This is a genomic window from Sphingomonas sp. UYAg733 (assembly GCF_054057355.1).
On record NZ_JBSRZE010000006.1, the window covers coordinates 31628 to 52980 of the forward strand.

Sequence of the window (21353 nt, forward strand, 5' to 3'; positions counted from 1 at the left end):
GCCGACCGGCCGCGCGCTCGATTCAATCATTTCGCACAATGGTTACGGCCTCTTTTCGCGACCCAGAGCAGGCCGGCCGTGCCGTCACGAGCATCTGGCGCGACAGGAGATGACCGTGCAGATACCATATGAGCGCGATATTCCGGCCGATCAGCCGGAGCCGGTGGCATCGATCGAACCGCCTTTGCCGGAGGTGGCGGCGGATGACGCCGTTGCAGCGTCGGTCGCAACAGAAGCGGCCGCCGAGCCGACCGACCCGATCGATCCGCCGACGCAGGGCGACACGATCGAACCGTTCAGGAGGGATGTCGACGACGGCGCGGCGCAGCGCCGCATCACGATGCAACTCTACACGCGGATGATGACCGATCTGAGGGTGTTGACCGGCGACCAGCGCGTGCCGACCGATGATGAAATCAACGAGGCGCTGAACCGTGCGGCGCGTGCTTTGGGACTGCCGTTTCGCAAACAAGCGCCCCAGGCCCGACCTGAAACGCCGGCATTCGCCGGTCCAACCGATGACGATATGCGTCCGCGCTGGAATGGCGTGCCAAGCGTAAGGCCGGACACGGATCGCGCGGTGATGTGGAAAACTGCCGATCTGGGCACCGCGGCACCGGGCAACCGGGTCACATTTGGCAGCGCGATTGGGAATGAAATACCAACATTTGCGACGAAAGCTGAACTCTACCCGACTTCGATCGACGGGTCGTCGCGCGGGCAACCGGGGCGGAGCGATGATCAAACATTCGAAACGATGACCAAGCTTCCCGATCTGCCGCTTGGCCCTAACGATAAATCCGACCAGACGAATATAATACCCTTCGATGGCAACCTTATTGAACCATTTCTGCCGTCAACAAGGAGAATGAAGAAGGCGAAGGAGCTGTTCGAAAAGAAGAATCTGGATGAAATAATTTCGCGCTATTTCGTATTGGAAAATAGCAAGTATATGACGATGGATAACCCGCTTAGGCCCGAGGCGGAAAAAACGCTCAAAAATAGTCTTAAGCTGTTGCTAATGACCAATACCGGCCGAAGAATAATATTGAATATGGCCAGTCAAGGCGTAAGGCAGAGAATAGTGCTGAGTCCAGTCGGAGATACTGAAGCCGTTGCCGGGAAAGGCAGTGACGTTCTATTCAATTTTCGTCAGGTTTACGAGAGTGAAGACTTTCCGCAAGATACCTCTCGTACCTATCGAAATGCCATAGCGCTTGCGCATGAACTTGGCCATTCTATTCTCGGATATTCCGACCCGGTTAAGTCGATCAATGTTAAGGGGCCGGACATGGAGGTGTTCACTAACCTCCCGAGAGCGACCCAAAAGGTTATTCTCGATACGGTGGTGCCCAATACGATGGGCGACAATGTTCGTTATATCGAGAACGCCATACGAAAAGAATTGCGAATTCCGGCGAGAGAAACATATCTTCGGGAAAGGACGTGGAGGCGGTTTCATGATGCATATGCAAGGGGTCTGTAATGCCCTGTTTATCACGGTCGCAGCCATCACGACCATATCGTGCTCCGCCCCATCAGGTCAGGTTGATCGCAAGGGGAAGGATGATGAGGAATGCCCGATATTATACCAGTTTAAATCGGGCCGCCTTTTGGATTTAAGAAAGCCGGGATGGGACGCGATCAAGGACGCCAAGGAAAATATTCGCCTTGGGCAAAGAAGGCTGGTCGGGACGCCTAGTGATCTGGAGGGAATTGCCTTTTTAGCGGATGAAAAATATAGTCAAATAAAACGTGAAATACTCTCCGACGAACGCGATAAAAAATATGAAAAGTACGATATAGAATTGACCGGCATGGGGACGCTGGCATCGGTGAAATACTGGTTCAAGCACGAGAACTTCGATGCTTGTAAAAATCAAACAGACCAGTTGAAGTTATATGCTCCGCAATATAATAACTATATTCTGGAAGACATACTGAACGATTTGAAAAAATCGGAGCGTCACGAAAAGAAATAGGATGAATATTCCGGCGGAGATTGAATGCCTCGAAGCGCAAGCGCCGCCGGATCAAAGTGTCGATCATCATTGAGGCGGCGGGCCGAAGCCAACATCGCCCGTCTTGCGCCGCTACACGCCCCTTGAGCCCGCCCCCCAAGAGCGTAAACTCGCCCTTAGTCGAACACGCCGGACCTAATGTCAGGCGGCAACCAGTTCCAATCGAAAGCGCCCCGTGCCAATCCATGCCCTTGTCGCGACAGCTCTGCTGACCGCCCAGATTGCCGCCCCAATTGCTGGAGCCCCAATTGCTGGAGCCAAGAGCGCGGCGCTCATGCCGGCGGGCAAATGGGCGCTGGATATGGATCCCAACGGGTGCAGGTTGGGGCGCCTCTTCGGGTCCGGACCGGGGCGGACGGCGATTGAAATCCGGCCGGTGCCGACGACCGGCAAGATCGGGATCACGCTCGCACTGAGCAAAGCGATCCTCCTCAGGAAAGGCGATATCGCGACCGTAACGATCCTGCCATCCGGCGCGGCACAGGATGCACCGGTAAATGGGTTGAACCCCTGGGTCGTCAGCGGCGAGCAGCCAAGGTTCGACGTCGTCGTCCCACGGCGCTTCCTGTCGTCATCCGCACGGATCGAATCGGTTGCGGTGTCGATCGGTGGCAAGCAGGTCGCGGCAGTCACGACGAGTGGGCTGGCCGAGGCGCTGACCGCGCTGCTCAAATGCGAGACCGACCTGCTGCGGAGCTGGGGCATCGACACCCAGGCGATGGCGAAGATCGCGACGCCAGCGGAAGCGCTAGGCGATGGCCCCCATGCGTGGTTTCCGCAGAGCTCCTATCCCCGCAATTCCAATGCACAGGGCCGTGTCCGCATCCATTTCCAGGTCGGTGCGACCGGTGCGATCAGCGATTGCGTCGCAGCAATGAGCAGTGGCTTCGACAGTCTCGACAAACTCAGTTGCAAGCTGCTGATGAAGAACGGCAAATTCCGCCCCGCGATCGGCCTTGACGGCCAGCCCGTCGCGTCGGCGCAGATCCTGTCGGTCACATGGGCGAGATGGTAACGGGGTCATACGGTACCATGTGTCGGTAACGGCGTATTTAGCCGTCATCGAAACGTTGGGGGAAGTGGCAAGCCCCCCTTGAGCCCCAACCGCATGAGCGTAAGCTCACCCGCAGTCGAACATCGACGGAAGGGAGAGAATGTGATGATCAGGATCATGGCCGCAGCCGTTTTGGCAATGGCGATGGGCGCTGGCGGAGCGTTACCCGCGCAGGCGGCGGGCACCGGGGCCTTCGCCTATTGCACCCTGAAGGATTACGACAAGGAGCAGATCCACTTCTCCTCGGTCTATCAGGGGCCGAGCGACAAGGCGACCGAAGCGGCCTATTTCAAATATCTGACCAAGACCGTGCCGGGCATCAGCGGATCGGTGGTATGCTGGGCGAACGCCAGCGCGGCCGACGCCGCGTCGGCGATGGCCGACAAGAAGGACAGCGAAACGGGCTGGAAAATGATCGACAATGGCTGGAAGCCGGGCACGCCGTAAGGCCGGTTTGCGCCGCTCGATGGCGCGCATAGCAGGGTGAGGTCCGATTGAAGCGATGCCGCGCGGGGGAATGGAACTGTCCCATTCTCCCCGCTTGCGGTGAGTGGATGGTTTATTCACCGCATCTCTTGCGGTGATTGATCTTGCAGCCGGGTCGTGCCCGATCATGACCACCGATGGCGGCGACTGCGTTGCCTCGCGGTTACCCTTGAACCCGGGTAACGGCCCGAACGCGAAATCCGCGATAGAAAGCGAACAGTCCCGCCAACGCGGCGCCGATCAGCACGCTGGGTGCATAGATCATGCATGCCGCGATCAGGGGCGAGCGGCGATAATAGAGATAATGACCCCTGCTCTCGCTCAGCAGATAGACGGCGATCGCGATCGTGCACGCCAGAACGAAATACGTTGCGGGCTTCAACGCGGGATCCGTTTGCGTATCCGTTGGCTTAAGCCGGGCGCGTGACCGCTGCATCGCGATATAAAGTGCAGCGACACCGCCCACGCCAAAGGTGCAGCCGATCAGCAGGATGAGCACCGGATGATCGAGCAGCAACGAGCAAAGCCATGCCAGTCCCAGCATCACCACCACGCCCGACCAGTCGAGCGCCAGTTTGCGTAACGTCTTTATCATCCCGCAAAATTAGCCGCGGCGGGTTAAGGTCCGGTATCTGGCCGAACTATGCTGGCACTGCGCTTAGTGGCGATCACCTGGCGCTATCGGAAAAACGACCGGATGCTCCCTCTTACGGCACATCCTTGCGCGCCGCCGCGAGCGGGTCGGGTTCCCCCGCGAACGCCGCGCGCAGGAAGCCGAACATGCGGCGGCGTAGGTCGGTGCCGTGCCACGGTTCCTGGCTGACCGCCGCGCGGAAATTGCCGCCGGTTTCGCCGTGCCCTTCGCGTGGATAGACGACCAGCGCGACCGGTGCGCCGGTCTGTTTCAACGCGCGGTACATTTCGAGCGACTGGCCGAGCGGGTCGGTGACGTCCTTGTCGCCCTGCAGCAGAAGGAACGGCGTCTTTGCGTTGCCGGCGGTGGATAACGGGCTCTGGCGCCACGAATCGGCGAAATTGAGCCAGGGTTTGCCGTAATACCAGCGGTCGTAGAAGCTGCCGTCCTCGGTGCCATATTCGCTGAACTGGTCGATCACCGGTGCGCCCGAGACGATCGCCTTGAACCGGTCGGTTTTGCCGACGGCGAAGCCGGCCATTTCGCCGCCATAGCTATAGCCGATCAAGGCCATGCGGCCGGGGTCGACCGGATGCGCCTTCAGCACCGCGTCCACGCCGGTCATCACGTCGCGGTAATCCGCGCCGCCCATGTCGTTCTTGTTGGCGGCGGTGAACTTCGCGCCATAACCGGTGCTGCCGCGGATATTGGGCTGAAACACCGCCCACCCTTCGGCGACCAGCATCTGAACAAGGTTATCATAGCCGTCCTGGAAACGCCCGGCCGGGCCGCCATGGATGCTGACCACCAGCGGCACTTTGGTGCCCGGCTTTATCGCATCGACGGGCGGCAGATAGAGCAGTCCCTCGATCGTCAGCCCGTCATTCTGCCAGCTGACCAGTTGCGACGCGACCTTGGGCCAGCCCGCCGGGACCAAAGCGGGCGCGGTCAGCGCGACCGGCTTCGCATCGAGGCGGGGCAGCAGCATCGCGGTGGCCGGCTGAGTCGGCCCGGCGGCGAGAAACGCCCAGCCGCTATGGCGCGCATTGGTCACGGGTGACGCGGCGACCGGCTGATCGGTGGCGATCCAGCGGACCGCGCCGGTGCGAGTCGACAGGCGCGCGAGGCGCGTGCGCGTGTGCACCCCGATCGCCATGACCAGGTCGCCGTCGGGCAGTATCTCATAGTCCGAAGGGATTTCGCCATCGAATCCCCGGGTCAGGTTCCGTGCCTGCCCGCTGCGCAAATCCTTGACGATCAGGTCGTTGCAGCGCGGTGGGGCATCGTCGGCGCATTGATCGGTATAGGTCAGCCGGGTGCGGCCGGGGAGGAAAGCGACGCCCTTCGCGGTGCGCGGCACGTCGATCGGCGATGCCGCCAGCGTGGCCCGATCGATCCGCCAGAAACGCGCATCGGGGCCGGTCTCGTCGGAATCGGGGTCGGTCGCGACGACCAGGTCGGCACCATCGAACGACCAGTCGACCGAGCTGAACACGCCGTCGACCGGCACCGCGCGCGCCGCGCCGGTCGCGCTATCGACCAGATACAGGTGCGTGCGGTGATTGGGAATGTCATGCGCATAACCATCGTCCTTGCGCTCCCGCCGCGCCTTTACCTCGGCCGCTTCGGCATCATCGGCCCATAGCGCGATGGTGCGGCCATCGGGCGAGGCCGCATAGCCGGAGACGGCGAGCGCGTCCCTCATCACCGCGCCGTTCCAGCGCGCGGTCAGCACGGCGCCGGTCTTGCCGAGCCTATATTGATCGGGCTCGCCGCTGGCGGCGGGCAAGCGGTAGAGCGCACGGGCGCCGTCGCGCGTCGTCAGGAACAGGATCGATCCGTCGGGCAGGAAGCGCCCCTCGCTTTCGCCGCGTTCGCCGGTGCGGAAGGTCAACTGGCGCGGCGCGGCGCCTGGCGCGAGCAGCCAGAGGTGTGGCAACCCGCCATCCGCCGTCGTTTCGGTGATCGCGGCGAGTATGCTGCGGCCATCCGGCGCCAGCGCGATCCCGCGCATCGTACGCACGCCGGTGCGCACTTCATCGTTCATCGGGAAAGGCGGCGGATCGGCGGCGGCGACCGGCCATGCGGTGGCGCTGGTCAGAATGAGCGCCGCCAACAGCCGCGCGCCGGCCCATACCCTGTTCCGCATCGCAATCTTCATCCCGCCCGCTCCCCGTTTCCTTCACACAATGCAGACGAGTCCTGACGCGAAGTAAACCGCCACCGAGCCCTCAAGCCATCCCTCACCCGATTCAACATCTTCGCCCGGTCGCTACAGCCTGGCCGCGTCATGGGTATGGGCCGACCGGTGTTGTCCCGTGCGCATGACGTGACGGGAGACGCTGGTGCAAATACCATTCGAACATGACGGTCCGGCCGATCCGATCGCACCGGTCGAACCGCCGCTGGCGGATCAGGTAGTGGAGGGTGTCGCTGTCGCCGCACCGGCAGAAATGCCGGCCGATCCGGAACCGCTGGCCGCCGAACCGGTCCGCGCGATGGTCGCGATGCCGGAAGTGGAGGCCGTCGCGCCCATCGCGCCGGATGGCGATGCAGGCGCGGCGCGGCGTCGGATCACGATGCGGCTCTATTCGCGAATGATGGCCGATCTGAAGGTCCTGACGGGCGATAAGCGCCTGGCGACCGATTAGGAGATCCGCGTCGAGCTGGATCGGGCATTGCGAGCCGAGGGACTCATTGGATCCAAAACGCCGGTACCCATGCCGGCAGGCGGCAATGCCCCGACTGCGCGGAGCGCTGCCCCGACTGCGCGGAGCGCTGCCCCGACTGCGCGGAGCGCTGCCCCGACTGCGCGGAGCGCTGCTTCGCCGTCGGGGGGCGTCACGGTCGAAACTGGCCCGCCGGCGATCCGGTTCGACGACGGCACCGTCCTGCCCTACGCCACCGATGGTAAGGGACGGGCGTATACGCTGACGGTCATCGACATGATCGGCATGGGCAAGGCGGCAGAATATATTGCCGGCCACAATAAGGACTTTGACCCGGCCATGGCCGCGGTGCAGGTCGCCGAGGAGCATGGGTACAACAAAGAAGCCCTGCTACGCTTCGCCGACTTCATGGAAGCGAAAATCAGATCGGACAATCCTGCCTATCAGGCGGAAGTGGATCGCCAGGTTCGTGCGATCAGGGGTCATGCCAACGAGCTGGAGGACCCGTCTGTCGGTTTCCGGATCCCGCCCAATCCGGCGGTGGCGCAACTGGCCTATTTCGCCGATCAGATGCGCAACGGAAGTCTCGCCGAGCCGTCGGTTTCGGCAGCGCCGCCCGACGACCGGTCACCCCTGCATAGATATCTCGACACGGCCATGCAGGATGCGCGGATCAGCGCGCGGGAATCGCGCCAGCGATTAGGCCATGGCCTTTTGCAGGATACGCCGGAAGCGCGCGCGCAGATGGCGAACAATCCGGGCGTGCAGGCCGCGATGCTCGCGCTCGACGCACTGACGGCGCCGGAAAGGGGATTCATCTCGGGACTGTTTCGGCCGCTATTTCCGGAGTCTGACGATATCTATCTGACCCGGGCAATCGAGGCCAATAATGCCGAACATCCCTGGCTGATCGATCCCAGGCATCTTCGGACGCCACAGGAGAAGCGCGATCTGGCAGCTGATGTGACGATGGCCGCCCTGACGGCGAAGGTACCAATGGGTGGTGCTGGGCGCCGGCTGGGCAGTGCGGCCGACCACATCTATACTGATATGCGTCGGTTTGACGCGGAGTTTCCCGAACTGCTGGGTGTTAATCCTCATTATTCTCCGGCGGGCGCGTTGGGCACAAACATAAACTGTGTGTCCTGCGTCAATGCTACGACACGCCGGCTGCTGGGCCACGATATCGAGGCTGCTGCGGAGCCGGCACGAGGCTATGGAGGGCCGAACGATCTATTGCCGTCAGTTGGAGGCGGGTTCCGGCCGTGGGCGACCGCCGCCGATGCGGAGAAGCAAATGCTCGATGCCGGCGAGGGCGCCATCGGGGTCGTTCGGATCAAGCAAGCCGGTCCGTTCGAACACGCCATCAATGTCGTCAATCGCAATGGTCGCGTCTACTTCATTGATAGCCAATCCGGCCATATTGTAAAATTGAAGCCGGACATCATCGTCAAGCTCGGGATAAGATAAGGAAGTCGCAGATGGCCATAATCGATCTGGCGCAGGCGGAGCAAATCGCGCGCGAACAGGCACATGAAGCGCTGGAATTCTTCATGGCCGACCCTTCGATCGATCCGTTGAGCGGACTGGTTATGGAGGCGGAGAATTGCTGGATATTCTTCAGGAACAAGGACATTCATATACCGCCGGAGGGCGCGATGCGTGGCGAGTGGGCTTATGCGGTGAGCAAGGCCGGGGACTTCAGGCAGGTTTATGATCTGTCCGACGATCCGCAGAAATGTGCGGACTATCTGCAATTCATGTCAGACTATTTTTCCTCACAGAAGATGTGACGGCTGATCTGTGTCGGGGCGCTGCAAGGAGGCTTGTGACATGGATATTCATGAAGCGAGGGATCTGGCTGAGTGCTATATCGAGGACAATGCTCCGCCTGTTGAAGGGGATAGATATGTTATCGTGGATAGCTCCACTCTGGATACGGAACAGGGTTGGTATTTTTATTGGCAGACATCGAAGTTTGTCGAAACAGGCGACATGAATTTTGCTGTGGTGGGAAGCCCACCGATTTTGATAGCTAAGGATGGTTCGTTCGTTGGCCCCGCTCGACCCAAAATTGCCAGATGATTGCTTCGCTCCGCGCCGATGGGTCGATACTGCTTGGACGATGGCAGGCGTGACATTCGAACGTTACCGGATCGGCACATTATCACGTCGAACTCAGTTATGGCGATGAAGCGGAAGGAACCCATGTCAGGGACGGCAAGGGCAAAGCTCATCTATCGTTCCGGCGGATACCCCGAGCAATTCGGCGCCCGAAAGTCGGCGAGCGGCATCGTTTTATATTTTACCGCCAATTATGAAGAAGAGGAAGGTTATGCCGCCGTCGGCATAAAGGATGGCGTGGTCCGGCCCTATTATTGCCTGTTGAGCCGCGAAACCCTGATCGGCGCTTTCGGGCATCCTACCGAAGATCGGCAGGCGTTGCTGCGACGGTTCGCCGCCGGTTATCTGAATGGCGGGGAAGTCATCAGATTCCTGACATCGGTGGAACTCGACCTGAAGCGCGACGATTGTACGCTGGATGACCCGTTCTGACGGTTGAGCTCAGGCGCCGAGGTTTGATCGTCGACTGCCGATCGCTACAGGCAAGAGCATGCACCAGCCAGTATCCACCCTCCCTGCCATCGGTCGCCGCCTGCGCCGGTTCCGCGCGCTGCGCGGGATCAAACAGGCCCATGTCGCCGACCTGCTCGGCGTGACGCAGGCGATGGTGTCGCGATGGGAGAGCGGTTTGCACCGCCCGGCGCCCGACCTGAGTCGGCGGATCGAAACGTTGATCGCGGCGCGGGCCGATGGTTCGGCCGATGCGGCGCTGCGGCGGCTAGTGCTCGAATCCGCCGCGCCGGTTCATTTGATCTGCGATGCGACGCATGTGTTGCTTGCCGCGTCGCGCTCACGCGAAGCGGAATGGCGCGTGGCTGCGGCGGATTATGTCGGTGCGTCGCTATGGCGCTTCGCGACGCCGGAGATCGTCGCGGCGGAGCAGGGGCTGGACGATGCGGGATGGTTCGACCGGCCCGATCCGGTGCGGGTTCCGACGAGCGGGAACGGCAGGCGCGACATCCGCATCCTGCCGAGCATCCTCGGCTGGGAACGGATCGCGCTGGCCGATGGACGCATGGGGCGGCTGGTGACGACGGTCGCTTTCACCTGATCGCCCCACTTTCTGCCGGCCTGCGAATATTTCATTCGTGGAGCTTGGCACAGGTCGGCGGTAATGCGGTGGCATGACCGACCAAACGCCCCTTGTCCGCCAGATCGCCTTCCTCACCGAAATCGACGCGCTGAAATCGGTGATGCGCCAGTCGCCGCTGATCGACCGCAGCCGGCGCGAGAATTCGGCCGAGCATAGCTGGCATCTCGCGCTGTTCGCGCTGGTCCTGGCCGAGGGCGAGCCAGGGGTCGATGCCGCGACTGTGATCCGCATGCTGCTGATCCACGACATCGTCGAGATCGATGCCGGCGACGCGCCGATCCATGGGACGCACGATCTGGATGCGCTCGCTTTGGCCGAGCGTGCGGCGGCGGCGCGGATCTTCGGTTTGCTGCCCGATGCGCAGCGCGACGCGATGCTGGCGCTGTGGTCGGAATTCGAGGCTGGCGAGACGGCGAATGCGCGCTTCGCCAAGGGGCTCGACCGGTTGCAGCCGCTGCTGCTCAATACGCTGACCGGCGGCGGCACCTGGACCGAGAATGGCGTGAGCGAAGCGCAGGTGATGGCGCGTTACGGCCCGGTGATCGAGCGTGGTTCGCCGCGGTTATGGGATCATGCACGCGTCCTGGTCGAACGGTTCTTCAGGTCGGTGACTGGCCGCGCGGACCGGTGACGATGAGTTGCACGCGGTAGCTGGAGGTGCATGCGCGGATTATCTGCAGTTCACACTGGATCCGGAAAAAGGCTGGTATTTTTACTCGCAAACATCGAAGTTCGTCGAAATAGACGGGAATTTCGCCGGGGTCGGAAGTCCGCCGATATCGGGGCCACTCTTCCGTTATAGCTGAGATGCCGTGTCGGTCGGGATAAAAAGGGAAACATCCAGTGATGCGATATCTGCGCCGCCCGCTGCTGATCCTTGTCGGCGCCGTTGCCCTGACGGGCAGCGCCGCCTGGGCGAAGGAGGCGCCGCGCGTGCTGATCTTCTCGAAATCGACCGGCTGGCGACATGGATCGATCCCGGCTGGCGTGGCGGCATTGAAGATGCTGGGCGCGCGTGCCGGTATGACGATGATCGCGAGCGAGGATCCGGACATATTCAGCACTGACGGGCTGAAGGATGTGAAGGCGATCATCCTGCTCAGCGATACCAGCGCCAGGGATATGGCGAGCGAATGGTTCACCGGCACGCGGCGCGAAGCGTTCGAGGCGTTCGTCCATCGCGGCGGCGGCGTGGTCGGCATCCATGCCGCGGCGGATTCGCATTACAACTGGCCCTGGTACGGTCGGATGATCGGCGCGCGCTTTCAGCGCCATCCCAAGGGAACGCCCGAAGGCACGATCACGGTGGTCGATCCCAGGCATCCCGCGATGAAGGGGCTGGCGCCGGTCACCCGCCATGTCGATGAATGGTATTATTTCGAGGATTATAACCCCCGGCTGCACTTGCTGGCGACGATTGATCCGGCGTCGATCGGCGAGGCGGACGTGAACCCCAATCCCGTGGCGTGGAGCCAGGAGTTCGAGGGCGGGCGCATATTCTACACGGCGATGGGCCACACCGATGAATCCTATCGGGATCCCTGGTTCCTCAAACAACTCCAAAACGGGCTGAACTGGGTGCTGAAGCGGTAGGCCCGGCCCCTTCATATCGGGCGCCGAAGATCACCTCGGCGACTGGCCGCGCGGGCCGGTGACGATAAGCTGCACGCGGTAGCTGGAGGTGCAGTCGCCGCGTCCGTCGAACCCGAAGATCGGTGACGCGTAATACCGCATCGCGCCATAGCCCACGCGCACCGCATCACCCTCCCAGGTCAGGCTGTAATCGCCGCGCGGTGTGCTGGTGGTGCGGCCCGACTGGCCCGCCACCTGGTTGGTGTGGAACCAGTAATAACCGGTCACCTCGAATCCGGGGCGCAGGCCGGCGCCAGCCCAGCTGATGCGGTCGCTGCCCGGCTTGATGCAATGCTTGCCGTCGATATCGTCCTTCGTTTCGCGCCGGACCTTGTAATAGCCATCCTCGAAGCGCTTGGTGGTCGGGCCCATCGCGGTGGGGATCGGGACGCCGGCGACATTGATCTTGGCCGGGTCGAAACTGAACATCGCGTCGTTGATCGACAGCGCCTGATCGGCGCGCGCGGCGCGGAAGCCATAGGCGTTCGATTTCAATACCGGCTTGCCGGCGGGGCCGACGTCCAGTTCCACATGGTCGGCATCGCTCAGCCCGTCGACGCTACCGTCATTGGGCATAGTGGCGAGGATCTGCCCGTCCGACCAGTGATCGACCGTCAGCGCGATGTTGCGTCCGCCGTGGCGCAAGACGACCGAGCCGTTCTGCGTCCCGAAGCCGCTGCCGCGGATTTCATAACCATTGCCGGGTTCGAAGGTGCCGGATTTCGCACCGTTGACGCTGGCCACGCCGGGCATCCTGACCGTCACCATGATCGTGCCGATCAGCTTGGGTTTGCGCTTGAAGGTTGCGAACTGAGTGGAGATCCTCGCCTTGACCAGTGCGGCGCTCATCTTGCCGGGCCGGGCGATGTAACTGCGCGGGCCTTCCTTTTCGGCATTCTTCAACGTGGTGAATTCGGTGATCAGCCTGGCCGAATCGATCGTGCGCACCGGTCCCGTCTGGGGCAGGGGGCGCGGGATGAGTGGCTTGGCGAGCGGCCTGGTGATCTTGCGCACGGGCACCTGTGCCGCGCACACCGCCCCGCCGCACGCCAGGGCGAGCATCAGCGAAATTCGGATCGGGTGCGGCATCGGACTATCTCCCCACGGCTGCGGACAAGATCGCGCCGGTTGCCGGGGTGATGGCGGAGGCCGTGCGGCGTGCCGTCATGCGATCGTAGGAGCGGCGGCTTGGGGCGCGGACGAAATGGTTCGCGCGGAAACGCGGAGATCATATGGGCCACCGCCATCATACCATTGCACGCCGATTCGCTCACGGACGATTTGTCGTTGCGAAGCGCCGGCAAAACCAACGGCCCTCTTCCGCGCGCCCACGGGCTCCGCGTGAACCGGTCACATCAGGCCTGCGCGGCTGCGCCCCGAATATCTTGATGCTCCGCCGTCATATCGAACGGGCGAGCCAGCCGGTCCGTCGCCCTTCGTGTAATTATCTATTGCGTCCCTGTAATTTGATTACATAATCCGTCGCAGCGAAATGGCGCGCATTCGTGCTTTTGCGATCACCGGCGTTGCCGTTCTTCCTGTCGAAGGGACCATTGATGTTCGATGCGCCGCGAAACGATCCGTTGTCCGTAGGTCGATCGGGACGCGCCACTTTGCGCCGGGCGCTGGCGCTGGCCGGAGTGGCGGGGATGTTTGTCGCCATGCCGGCGGCGGCGCAGCTGGTCGGCATCGCGGTCGATCCCGAGGCGGTGATGGTCAATGGCGAACTCGCGCCGCCGGCGGCACCGGCGCCGGATTCGGTGGTTTTCCTTGAGTTTGGCCGCAAATCGGCGCGCACAATGGGCAAGGTCTTGGTGCCGTCTAGCTTCATGGGCCCGCCATCGTCGGTGGTCATCGCGCGCGACCGCCGCTTTGCGCTCGCCAGTGCATCGTCGCGGGTCGAGGCGGGCGCGTTCGTGCCCAACCGCACCGTGTCGCTGATCGACCTTGCCGGCGCGGTCCCGCGCGTCGCCCAAACATTGACGCTGGCCGCCGCGCCTTCGTCGCTGGCGCTCTCGCCCGACGCAAGCTTTGCGCTCGCGCCGCATGGCGACAATGACAGCGTCAGCGTACTGCGCATCGTCGGTGGCGTGGTCAGCGTGCGGACCCGGATCGACTTCGCCAAGGGATCGAAGCTGCTTGCGGCGGCGATCGCGCCCGATGGGCTGAGCGCCTTGGTCAGCTTTGCCGGCACCAACAAGGTCGGCGTGTTCAGGGTCGTCGATGGCGAGCCGCGCCTGCCCGCCATGCGTGAGATCGGCACCGGCGTCTATCCGACAATCGTGTCCTATTGCGGCGCGACCGGCATGGCGATCGTCGCCAATTACGGCACGGTGTCGGGAGATGCCGATACGGTCAGCCTGATCGACCTGACCGGCGCCGCGCCGCGCATCGTCGATACCGCGACGGTCGGCCCGTCGCCGGAGGGCGCGGCCTGTTCGCCCGATGGCCGGTACGTTGCCGCAGCGGTGCAGAATATGAGCACCGTCGCATCCGGCGATCCGCTTTATGCGCCGACCAGCCTGGTCGTGCTGCTGCGGATCAAGGGCAAAAAATTGGTCCGCGTGGCCGAGGCGGCGATCGGTGGATGGGCGCAAGGGGTCGGCTTCCTCGACGATGGCAGGACATTGTTCGCCGAGAGCATCGCCGATCGCAGCGTCCATGTCTTTCGCATTGCGGGCGACCGGCTGACGCGGCCGATGCCGCCGCTGGTGCTGCCCGATGGCGGGCCGGTCGGTCACGGCATCGCCGGCCGCTGAGACTGGCCGCCGGAGCGGATGGACTTGACCGGAATTACGCCTCGTTTGGGGCTAACGGGAATGGTCGTTTAAACCTGCGCGAAATGCCTTTAGCGAGACAGGATTTCCCGGCCACGCATTTTCTCGATTGCCAGCACGACCAGTGCCCCGGCGGTGTAAGCGATGAAATCCTTCGGGTCGAAACCGGCGCCGAGCAGGAACCGCGCCGCAATATTGTCGCGCAATCCCAGTGCACCGATCAGCCCGAAAAGCTGACCGAACTCGATGACGAAGGCGATGGCGAGCGCGAGTGCGGCAGCGGGCGACACACGCAGCGGCGTTGCCGCGCGCAGCGCCAGATAGAGCAGGACAACGGCCAGGCTATCGCCGATATGCGGCCGGATCAGGCGATCATGCACGAACAGCGCGATGGCGATCTCCAGCGCGAACAGCGCGATCGCGGCAAGCGCGTAACCGGGGCGGAGGGTCATTCGGACTGCCTGAGCTAGTGGAATCGACCGTTCGTATAGCGCGGCTATGTCGGGAAGCGATGCTGGCCGGTGGTGATCGGATGCAGCGCCGCGCGCGCAACGTCGTGCCGCAGGCGTGAGGGCAATTTACTCCTGTCCGAAGCGCGCTATCCTGCGGTCTTCGGGGGGAGACGAATGATGGCCATGATCGCAGGGGATGCGTGCGGAATTTCGTCGGCGGCGCGGGCGCGAGCGGCATGGTGAAGGCCACCGAACAGGAATGGGCCGCGATCCAGCGCTTGTTCGACGAACTGGTCGATCTCGCTCCGGCCGAACAGGCGGCGGCGCTCGCCCGCGCCCGCGTCAGCGACACGGTCGCGCGGCAAGTGCGCGAGTTGCTCGCCGCATCGGGCACCCATGGCATCCTCGATTTGTCGCCGCCGACGCTTGACGAGCAGGAGGCGGGCGGGGGGTATAGCTCGCTCGCGCAGGGGCAGCAGGTCGGCCAGTTCGTGGTCGATCGGCTGATCGGCCGGGGCGGCATGGGCGAAGTCTATCTCGCGCATCGCGGCGCGGCCGATTTCGATCAGCGTGTCGCACTCAAGATGCTGCGCGCGGAAGCGGCCGATCGCGGCGCGATGTTCGCGCGCGAACGAAAACTGCTCGCGCGGCTCGAACATCATGGCATCGCGCGGCTGATCGACGGCGGCATCGCGGCGGACGGGCGTCCGTATATGGCGATGGATTATGTCGACGGCGTCGCGATCGACGAATGGTGCCGGATCAATGATGCGACGCTCGATCGCCGGCTCGATCTGGTGCGTGAGGTGTGCGACGCGGTCAGCTACGCGCATGCCAACCTGATCGTGCATCGCGATTTGAAGCCGTCGAACATCCTGATCGACACCAATGGCAATGTGCGGCTGCTCGATTTCGGTATCGCCAAGCTGCTCGACGACACAGCGGTGGTGCCAGCGACGACGCAGGCGATGCTGACGCCGGAGAATGCCGCGCCGGAACAGCTCGACGGCGATACCGCGACGGTTGCGACCGACGTCTATGCGCTGGGCGTGATCCTGTTCGAACTGGTCACTGGTAAAGGGCCGTGGCGCAGCGGCAGTACATCGATCCCGGCAATCATCCGCCGCGTGCTGCATAGCGAACCCCCGGTGCCGAGCCAGGCCGCCGCAGCGCCAGGCGCGCCGGTGCCGGCCAGCCGCATCGCCGGCGATCTCGACGCGATCATCCTGAAGGCGATGCGGCGCGCGCCGGCCGATCGCTACCGCAGTGTCGCCGACCTGTCGGACGATATCCTGCGCCACCAGACATTGAAGCCGGTCAATGCGCGCAATGGATCGACGCGCTACATGATCGGCCGGTTCGTGCGGCGTTATCGCTGGGCGGTGGGCGGCGCGGCGGCGGCGCTGATCGCGATCCTGATCGGCACCGCGGGGGTCGCGTGGCAAGCGCGCAAGACCGCGATCCAGCGCGACATGGCGCTGACCGAGGCGCGCCGGTCCGAAGCGATCGTGCGCCTGCTGACCGTGATGTTCCGCGAAACCGCCGATACCGAAAGCGGCAGCGACGCGACGGTCAAGCAAATGCTCGACGGCACGTCGCAGCGGCTGGTCAACTCGCTCGATACCAGCGCGAAGTCCGCGACCCTGATCACCACCTTGGCCGACCTTTACTTCAATCTGGAGGATGCGACGGGCGCGGATGCACTGCTGCAGCGCGCGTTGAAGAAGGGCATCGGCAAGGACGATCCGGTATCCATCGCGGAGATCAAGCTGCGCCTGGCATCGTCGGCCGGGGCGCTCAATCGCGATGGCGACATGGCGGCTTTGCTCGCGTCGGCGGACGCCGTGTTTCGCACCGATCCGACGCGCTTCCAGGGTGAGTTGCTGGAAATGGCCAGTGGGCGCGCGCAGCTGGCGCGGCGGCAGGGCAATTATGACGAGGCGATCGGCCTGTTGTCGACCAACCTGCCGGTCGCCGACCGGGTCTATGCCGAAAACCATCGCGACTTGCTGACGCTCTACAACAACCTGCTGGTCTATATGGTCGAGGCGAACCGGCTCGACGCGATGCCGGCGGTGTTCGCGCGCGCCGATGCTGTGCTGAAGCGTACCGGGCAGGAAGGCAGCATGCAGGGGCTGGCGATCACGCAGCTAAAGGGCGTGCGGCTGCTCAAGCTGGACCAGGTCGCGCAAGCCGAAATGATCTTCCGCGCGGTGGCGAAGCGGCGCCGGTCGGTGTTCGGCGATTCCGCCGGGCTCGCGGTCGATCTGCTGCAACTCGGGCGGACGCAATTGATCCGCGGCAAATTCGGCGAGGCGCGCGACGTCTTCGCCCAGGCCATGCCGATCGCGACCGCCAAGCTGGGCCCGACCGCCCTGCCGACGCTGATCATCGGCGCCAACCTGGTCGAGGCAATGGCGGAGACCGGCGACACGGCCGGCGCGACCGCGCAGCTGCGCGAGCTGGACCCGCGGATCGCGGCGATGAAAAAGGTCGGAGTGACCCATGGCATCGTCGAGCGGGCGCGGGCGATTACCCTGCTCAACCAACGCCGCGTGCCCGAAGCGCGCGCGGCGGCGGACAAGGCGGCGGCGATCTTCCGCGACCTCGGCCCGCCGGGGGTTTCCTATCTGAAGAGCTTTCCCGCCTTGATGACGCGGATCGATGCGGCAGGGCCGGGGGCGGCGGCGGGATAGGTAGGCAGAGTTCCGATCAGCCCATTCTGTGAGTTAATCGACGGTCATCCGCCCTAAGCCGCCATCTCGTGATGGATCCAGGCGCGGGCCTGGACCCACCAGCGGCGCACGGTGCGCACGCTGACGTCGAGCACATCGGCGGTTTCCTGTTCGTCCAGCCCGGCGAAGAAACGGCAATCGACCAGCAGCGCGAGATTGGGGTCGACGTTCGACAAGGCCTTCAGCGCATCGCCAAGGCGCATGACATCGGCATCGTCGGGCACCATCGCCGCCATCGAATCCAGGCTTTCGGTGAAGGACACCTTGGTCCCGCCGCGCTTGCCCGCGATGCGCGCGCGCGCCGCGTCGATCAGGATGTGGCGGATCGCGGTCGCCGCACAGGCGAGGAAATGGCGGTGGCTGACAAAGCCGTCATGCTTGCTCAGCTTCACATAGGCTTCGTTGATCAGCGCGGTCGGTTGTAGTGTTTGCGGCGCGCCGGCGCGGAAATGTTCGCGCCGCGCGATCACCTTCAGCTCGCGATACAGCGATTCGATCAGCACATCGGATCCGCCGGTAAAATTTTCTTGATCGGGCATGGCCGGTCCGGTCGCCTTTTTACGTCTTACGCAGCGCCACGAGACTGGCCGCGCCAATTTACCGGCGCGGTCGGGCGGATGGCAAGCGCAACCTTACGCCGCAGCGGCGTGGGCATGCGTGGGGCATCGCGCAGGACCAACCATGCGTCAGCCCATGGGTCGAAGCGTCTGATCAACCGCGGCCGATGCCGCCCAAAGGGGACTGTCCATGCGTATCACCAACAAGCTTCTCGCCACCGCCGCGCCATTCGCTCTCGCCATCGCCTTTGCGATGCCAGCGAGCGCGCAGGTGACTTGCGCCTCCGAAGACGGTGTGCCGACCGGCGCCGTCGCGGGCGGCAGCCCGGGGGTCTTCCCGCTGACCCCGACGACCGCCTCGATCGCGTGCGGCCCGTTCGCCAATGCCGGCGGACCGCGAGGCGTTGCGGTCGGCAACACGGCCCAGGCCAGCGGCGACACCGCGATCGCGATCGGCGGTCCTGCGGTCTATTTCGATCCGAACACGCTTTTCCCGGTACAGCTCAACACCGTCGCGCATGACTTCGGCATCGCGATCGGTGGCGGCGCAGCGGCGGTCGGCACATCGTCGATCGCGCTGGGCAGCGCGGCTTCGGGCAGCTCCCCGGGAATCACCATCGCGACGGGGAACTTCGCCGTCGCGATCGGCGCGCAGGCGAACGCAACCGGGACCGGCGCCATTGCGCTCGGCCGTTCGAGCCTGACCGCGCAATCCGGCGATGTCGCGATCGGCGATGGGTCGAACGCGCTGGGCCTGTCGTCGATCGCGCTGGGCAACGGCGCCCAGGTCACCGCGACCGGGCGTCAGGGCGTCGCACTCGGCGCGCTGTCGACCGCGAGCGGATTCCTCGGGACCGCACTCGGCACCCAGTCGCAGGCGACGGCGGAATACAGCGTCGCGATCGGCGCGGATGCGATCGCCGATGTCGCCTATACGGTGTCGGTCGGTCGGGTGGGCAGCGAACGCCGCATCATGAATGTCGGCGCTGGCGTGCTCGGCACCGATGCGGTCAATCTGGCGCAGCTCAACGCCGCGCTGCTTGGCGCGGGCAATGCCTATTTCATGGCCAACAGCACCGGTCCGGCGGCACAGGCGGTGGGCGCGGATGCGATCGCGATCGGCAATGATGCCGTCGCCACCTCCGCCGACAGCATCGCGATGGGCAATTCGGCGGGAGCGGACGGGGTTTCCTCGATCGCGATCGGCCGCAACTCCAACACCTATACCGAAGGCGCCATCGCCATCGGTCTCAACGCGAGCGGCGCCGGGCGCGGCGCGGTCGCGCTTGGCCTGGGCGCGGGTGGCGGCGGCGAGGGAACCACCGCGGTCGGCATGTTCGCCTTCACCAACGGGGCGAATTCGACCGCGATCGGCATGCAGGCATCGGCCGATGGAGCGCTTGCCACCTCGCTCGGCTACAATGCCCGCTCGCAGGGCAGCGGCACGGTGGCGGCGGGCTCGAACAGTCAGGCGCGTGGCGTCGCGGCGGTCGCGCTGGGCGGCAACGGCACGCCGGGCGAAGCCGGTGCGCTGGCCGATGGCAATTACAGCTTCGCGGTAGGATCGGCATCGACCGCGACCGGAGACGAAAGCATCGCGATCGGCCGGTCGAGCAATGCGGCGGCGACCGGCGGGACCGCGCTGGGCGCGAATTCGACAGTCGCGGTCGGTGCCACCGGATCGGTCGCGCTGGGCAACGGCGCGACCGCGACGGCCGCCAATTCGGTCGCGCTGGGCGCCGGGTCGATCGCCGACCAGGCGAACACGGTGTCGGTCGGCAGCATCGGGGCGGAGCGGCGCATCACCAATGTGGCGGCGGGCATTGAGGGCTTCGATGCGGTCAACATGAACCAGCTCAACGCGCTCGACAGCCGCGTGGTGACGGCACAATCGACCGCCGACGCCGCACTTGCCGCGGCGATGGCCGCAGGATCGAGCGGTGCGGCGGCGCAAGCCACCGCCGATGCCGCGCTGGCCGGCGCCACAGCCGCACAGGGCACCGCCGATACTGCGTTGGTCAATGCGGCGACTGCGCAGGGCACCGCCGATACGGCGCTGGTCAATGCGGCGACCGCACAGGGGACGGCGAACAATGCGCTCGCCAATGCCGCGACGGCACAGGCGACGGCGGATCAGGTGGCCGACGACACGGCCTATTTCCGCACCAACTTCTCCGGCCCCGGTCCGCAGGCAACCGGCGCCAATTCGATCGCGGTGGGCCAGTCGAGCGTGTCGAGCGGCCCGTCGTCGGTGGCAATCGGTGATGGAGCGCAGGCCGGCGGCGGTCGGGCGGTGTCGATCGGTGCGGGCAATATCGCGACCGGCAACGGCGCGGTGGCGATCGGCGATCCGAACATCGCCACCGGGCAGGGCGCGGTCGCGATGGGCAACAACAACAGCGCGATCGGCCAGGGCGCGGTGGCGATCGGCAACCAGAACAGCGCCGGCGGACAGGGATCGATCGCGCTGGGCAACAACAATGTCGCCGACATGGCGGGCAGTGTGGCGATCGGTGACGGCGTGACGACGACGCGCGTGGGTCAGGTGTCGGTCGGCAACGCCGCCTCCACGGTCACGCTGTCGGGCATCGTGTCGTCGGCGAGCCGTGCCGCGCAAAGCGGCGCACTGCGCCTGATCACCAGCGACGGGCTCGGCAATCTCGCCACCTCGACGCTCGACGTCGGGACGCTGGCCGGGCTCGACGGTCGCACCACCAGCCTGGAGAACCGCGCCACCTCGCTCGAGGGGCGCACGGGCATGCTCGAGAACCGCGCCGCCTCGCTGGAATCGCGCACCGCGACCCTGACGCGGCAGGCACGGCAGACCGAAGGCGGGATCGCGGCGGCACTGGCGCTGGGCGGCACGATGATGCCGGCGGACATGAAGGTGGCGATGTCGTTCAACCTGGCAACGTATCGCGGCGAACAGGGCTTCTCCGCCGCCGCCGTCGCGAAGGTCACCGAGCGGGTCTATGTCTCGGGCGGTATCGCCGGATCGACCGTCAAGGGATCGACCGGCGGCCGTGTCGGCGTGACCTTTGGCTGGTAAGCGCGAAGAGTAAGTGAAGGGCGCGCGCGGCCGGCGGCTGCGCGCCCCTTTTTTCGTTTGCGATGGATGA

General features: G+C 64.4%; 20 protein-coding genes. 15 read left to right on the forward strand and 5 right to left on the reverse strand.

Translation table 11 applies throughout. The features are described from left to right. Nucleotides 1-109: 109 nt before the first annotated feature. The 4 genes from ACVWZA_RS12040 to ACVWZA_RS12055 all read left to right on the forward strand — a co-directional run bounded on the left by ACVWZA_RS12040 (nt 110) and on the right by ACVWZA_RS12055 (nt 3522). Nucleotides 110-1486 carry a hypothetical protein gene (locus tag ACVWZA_RS12040; protein ID WP_457311453.1) on the forward strand — a complete coding sequence of 459 codons (1377 nt, stop codon included), beginning with the start codon at nt 110-112 and terminating at the stop codon, nt 1484-1486. Beyond that, nucleotides 1461-1982, forward strand: a complete 522-nt coding sequence (locus ACVWZA_RS12045; protein WP_457311454.1) for a hypothetical protein — start codon at nt 1461-1463, stop codon at nt 1980-1982. Before ACVWZA_RS12040 ends, ACVWZA_RS12045 begins: the two co-directional genes overlap by 26 nt. Nucleotides 1983-2343: 361 nt before the next feature. After that, nucleotides 2344-3036, forward strand: a complete 693-nt coding sequence (locus tag ACVWZA_RS12050) for an energy transducer TonB (RefSeq protein WP_457311455.1) — start codon at nt 2344-2346, stop codon at nt 3034-3036. A gap of 144 nt (nt 3037-3180) precedes the next feature. Beyond that, entirely contained in the window at nt 3181-3522 is a 342-nt protein-coding gene (locus tag ACVWZA_RS12055; protein ID WP_457311456.1) for a hypothetical protein, read from the forward strand. 202 nt (nt 3523-3724) lie between these two features. Here the strand turns inward: ACVWZA_RS12055 and ACVWZA_RS12060 are convergent, their stop codons facing one another. Beyond that, entirely contained in the window at nt 3725-4156 is a 432-nt protein-coding gene (locus ACVWZA_RS12060) for a hypothetical protein (protein WP_457311457.1), read from the reverse strand. A gap of 112 nt (nt 4157-4268) precedes the next feature. After that, entirely contained in the window at nt 4269-6344 is a 2076-nt protein-coding gene (locus tag ACVWZA_RS12065) for a prolyl oligopeptidase family serine peptidase (protein ID WP_457311458.1), read from the reverse strand. A gap of 196 nt (nt 6345-6540) precedes the next feature. On the opposite strand from ACVWZA_RS12065, the gene ACVWZA_RS12070 reads away from it, so the two are divergent. The 8 genes from ACVWZA_RS12070 to ACVWZA_RS12105 all read left to right on the forward strand — a co-directional run bounded on the left by ACVWZA_RS12070 (nt 6541) and on the right by ACVWZA_RS12105 (nt 11674). After that, nucleotides 6541-6846, forward strand: a complete 306-nt coding sequence (locus tag ACVWZA_RS12070) for a hypothetical protein (protein WP_457311459.1) — start codon at nt 6541-6543, stop codon at nt 6844-6846. A gap of 294 nt (nt 6847-7140) precedes the next feature. Further along, on the forward strand, nt 7141-8334 hold the full coding sequence (locus ACVWZA_RS12075) for a toxin glutamine deamidase domain-containing protein (RefSeq protein WP_457311460.1): 1194 nt from the start codon (nt 7141-7143) through the stop codon (nt 8332-8334). An 11-nt stretch (nt 8335-8345) separates the two neighbouring features. Beyond that, on the forward strand, nt 8346-8657 hold the full coding sequence (locus ACVWZA_RS12080) for a hypothetical protein (RefSeq protein WP_457311461.1): 312 nt from the start codon (nt 8346-8348) through the stop codon (nt 8655-8657). Between the two features lie 40 nt (nt 8658-8697). Then, the gene (locus ACVWZA_RS12085) at nt 8698-8949 is read left to right on the forward strand and encodes a YrhB domain-containing protein (RefSeq protein ID WP_457311462.1); all 252 of its coding nucleotides are present in this window, start codon (nt 8698-8700) and stop codon (nt 8947-8949) included. A gap of 123 nt (nt 8950-9072) precedes the next feature. After that, nucleotides 9073-9420, forward strand: a complete 348-nt coding sequence (locus ACVWZA_RS12090; protein WP_457311463.1) for a hypothetical protein — start codon at nt 9073-9075, stop codon at nt 9418-9420. A 58-nt stretch (nt 9421-9478) separates the two neighbouring features. Further along, a complete protein-coding gene (locus ACVWZA_RS12095) occupies nt 9479-10039 on the forward strand; it encodes a helix-turn-helix domain-containing protein (RefSeq protein ID WP_457311464.1) in 561 nt (186 codons plus the stop codon). Between the two features lie 73 nt (nt 10040-10112). Further along, nucleotides 10113-10712, forward strand: a complete 600-nt coding sequence (locus ACVWZA_RS12100; RefSeq protein ID WP_457311465.1) for an HD domain-containing protein — start codon at nt 10113-10115, stop codon at nt 10710-10712. Nucleotides 10713-10927: 215 nt separating this feature from the next. Then, nucleotides 10928-11674 (forward strand): ThuA domain-containing protein, encoded by a 747-nt coding sequence (locus ACVWZA_RS12105; protein WP_457311657.1) that lies wholly within the window; start codon nt 10928-10930, stop codon nt 11672-11674. Nucleotides 11675-11704: 30 nt separating this feature from the next. Here the strand turns inward: ACVWZA_RS12105 and ACVWZA_RS12110 are convergent, their stop codons facing one another. Continuing rightward, nucleotides 11705-12802, reverse strand: a complete 1098-nt coding sequence (locus ACVWZA_RS12110) for a hypothetical protein (protein ID WP_457311466.1) — start codon at nt 12800-12802, stop codon at nt 11705-11707. Between the two features lie 416 nt (nt 12803-13218). On the opposite strand from ACVWZA_RS12110, the gene ACVWZA_RS12115 reads away from it, so the two are divergent. After that, the gene (locus tag ACVWZA_RS12115) at nt 13219-14472 is read left to right on the forward strand and encodes a YncE family protein (RefSeq protein ID WP_457311467.1); all 1254 of its coding nucleotides are present in this window, start codon (nt 13219-13221) and stop codon (nt 14470-14472) included. Nucleotides 14473-14561: 89 nt separating this feature from the next. On the opposite strand, the gene ACVWZA_RS12120 is transcribed toward ACVWZA_RS12115, so the two are convergent. Then, the gene (locus ACVWZA_RS12120) at nt 14562-14942 is read right to left on the reverse strand and encodes a ribosomal maturation YjgA family protein (RefSeq protein WP_457311468.1); all 381 of its coding nucleotides are present in this window, start codon (nt 14940-14942) and stop codon (nt 14562-14564) included. Between the two features lie 200 nt (nt 14943-15142). Between ACVWZA_RS12120 and ACVWZA_RS12125 the strand changes: the two genes are divergently transcribed. Next, nucleotides 15143-17638, forward strand: coding sequence for a serine/threonine-protein kinase (locus tag ACVWZA_RS12125; protein WP_457311469.1), 2496 nt, complete (start codon nt 15143-15145; stop codon nt 17636-17638). 53 nt (nt 17639-17691) lie between these two features. Here ACVWZA_RS12125 and ACVWZA_RS12130 read toward each other — a convergent pair whose 3' ends face one another. Continuing rightward, a complete protein-coding gene (locus ACVWZA_RS12130) occupies nt 17692-18216 on the reverse strand; it encodes an ECF-type sigma factor (RefSeq protein WP_457311471.1) in 525 nt (174 codons plus the stop codon). Nucleotides 18217-18424: 208 nt separating this feature from the next. On the opposite strand from ACVWZA_RS12130, the gene ACVWZA_RS12135 reads away from it, so the two are divergent. Then, nucleotides 18425-21283 (forward strand): YadA-like family protein, encoded by a 2859-nt coding sequence (locus ACVWZA_RS12135; RefSeq protein WP_457311472.1) that lies wholly within the window; start codon nt 18425-18427, stop codon nt 21281-21283. Nucleotides 21284-21353 lie beyond the last annotated feature (70 nt).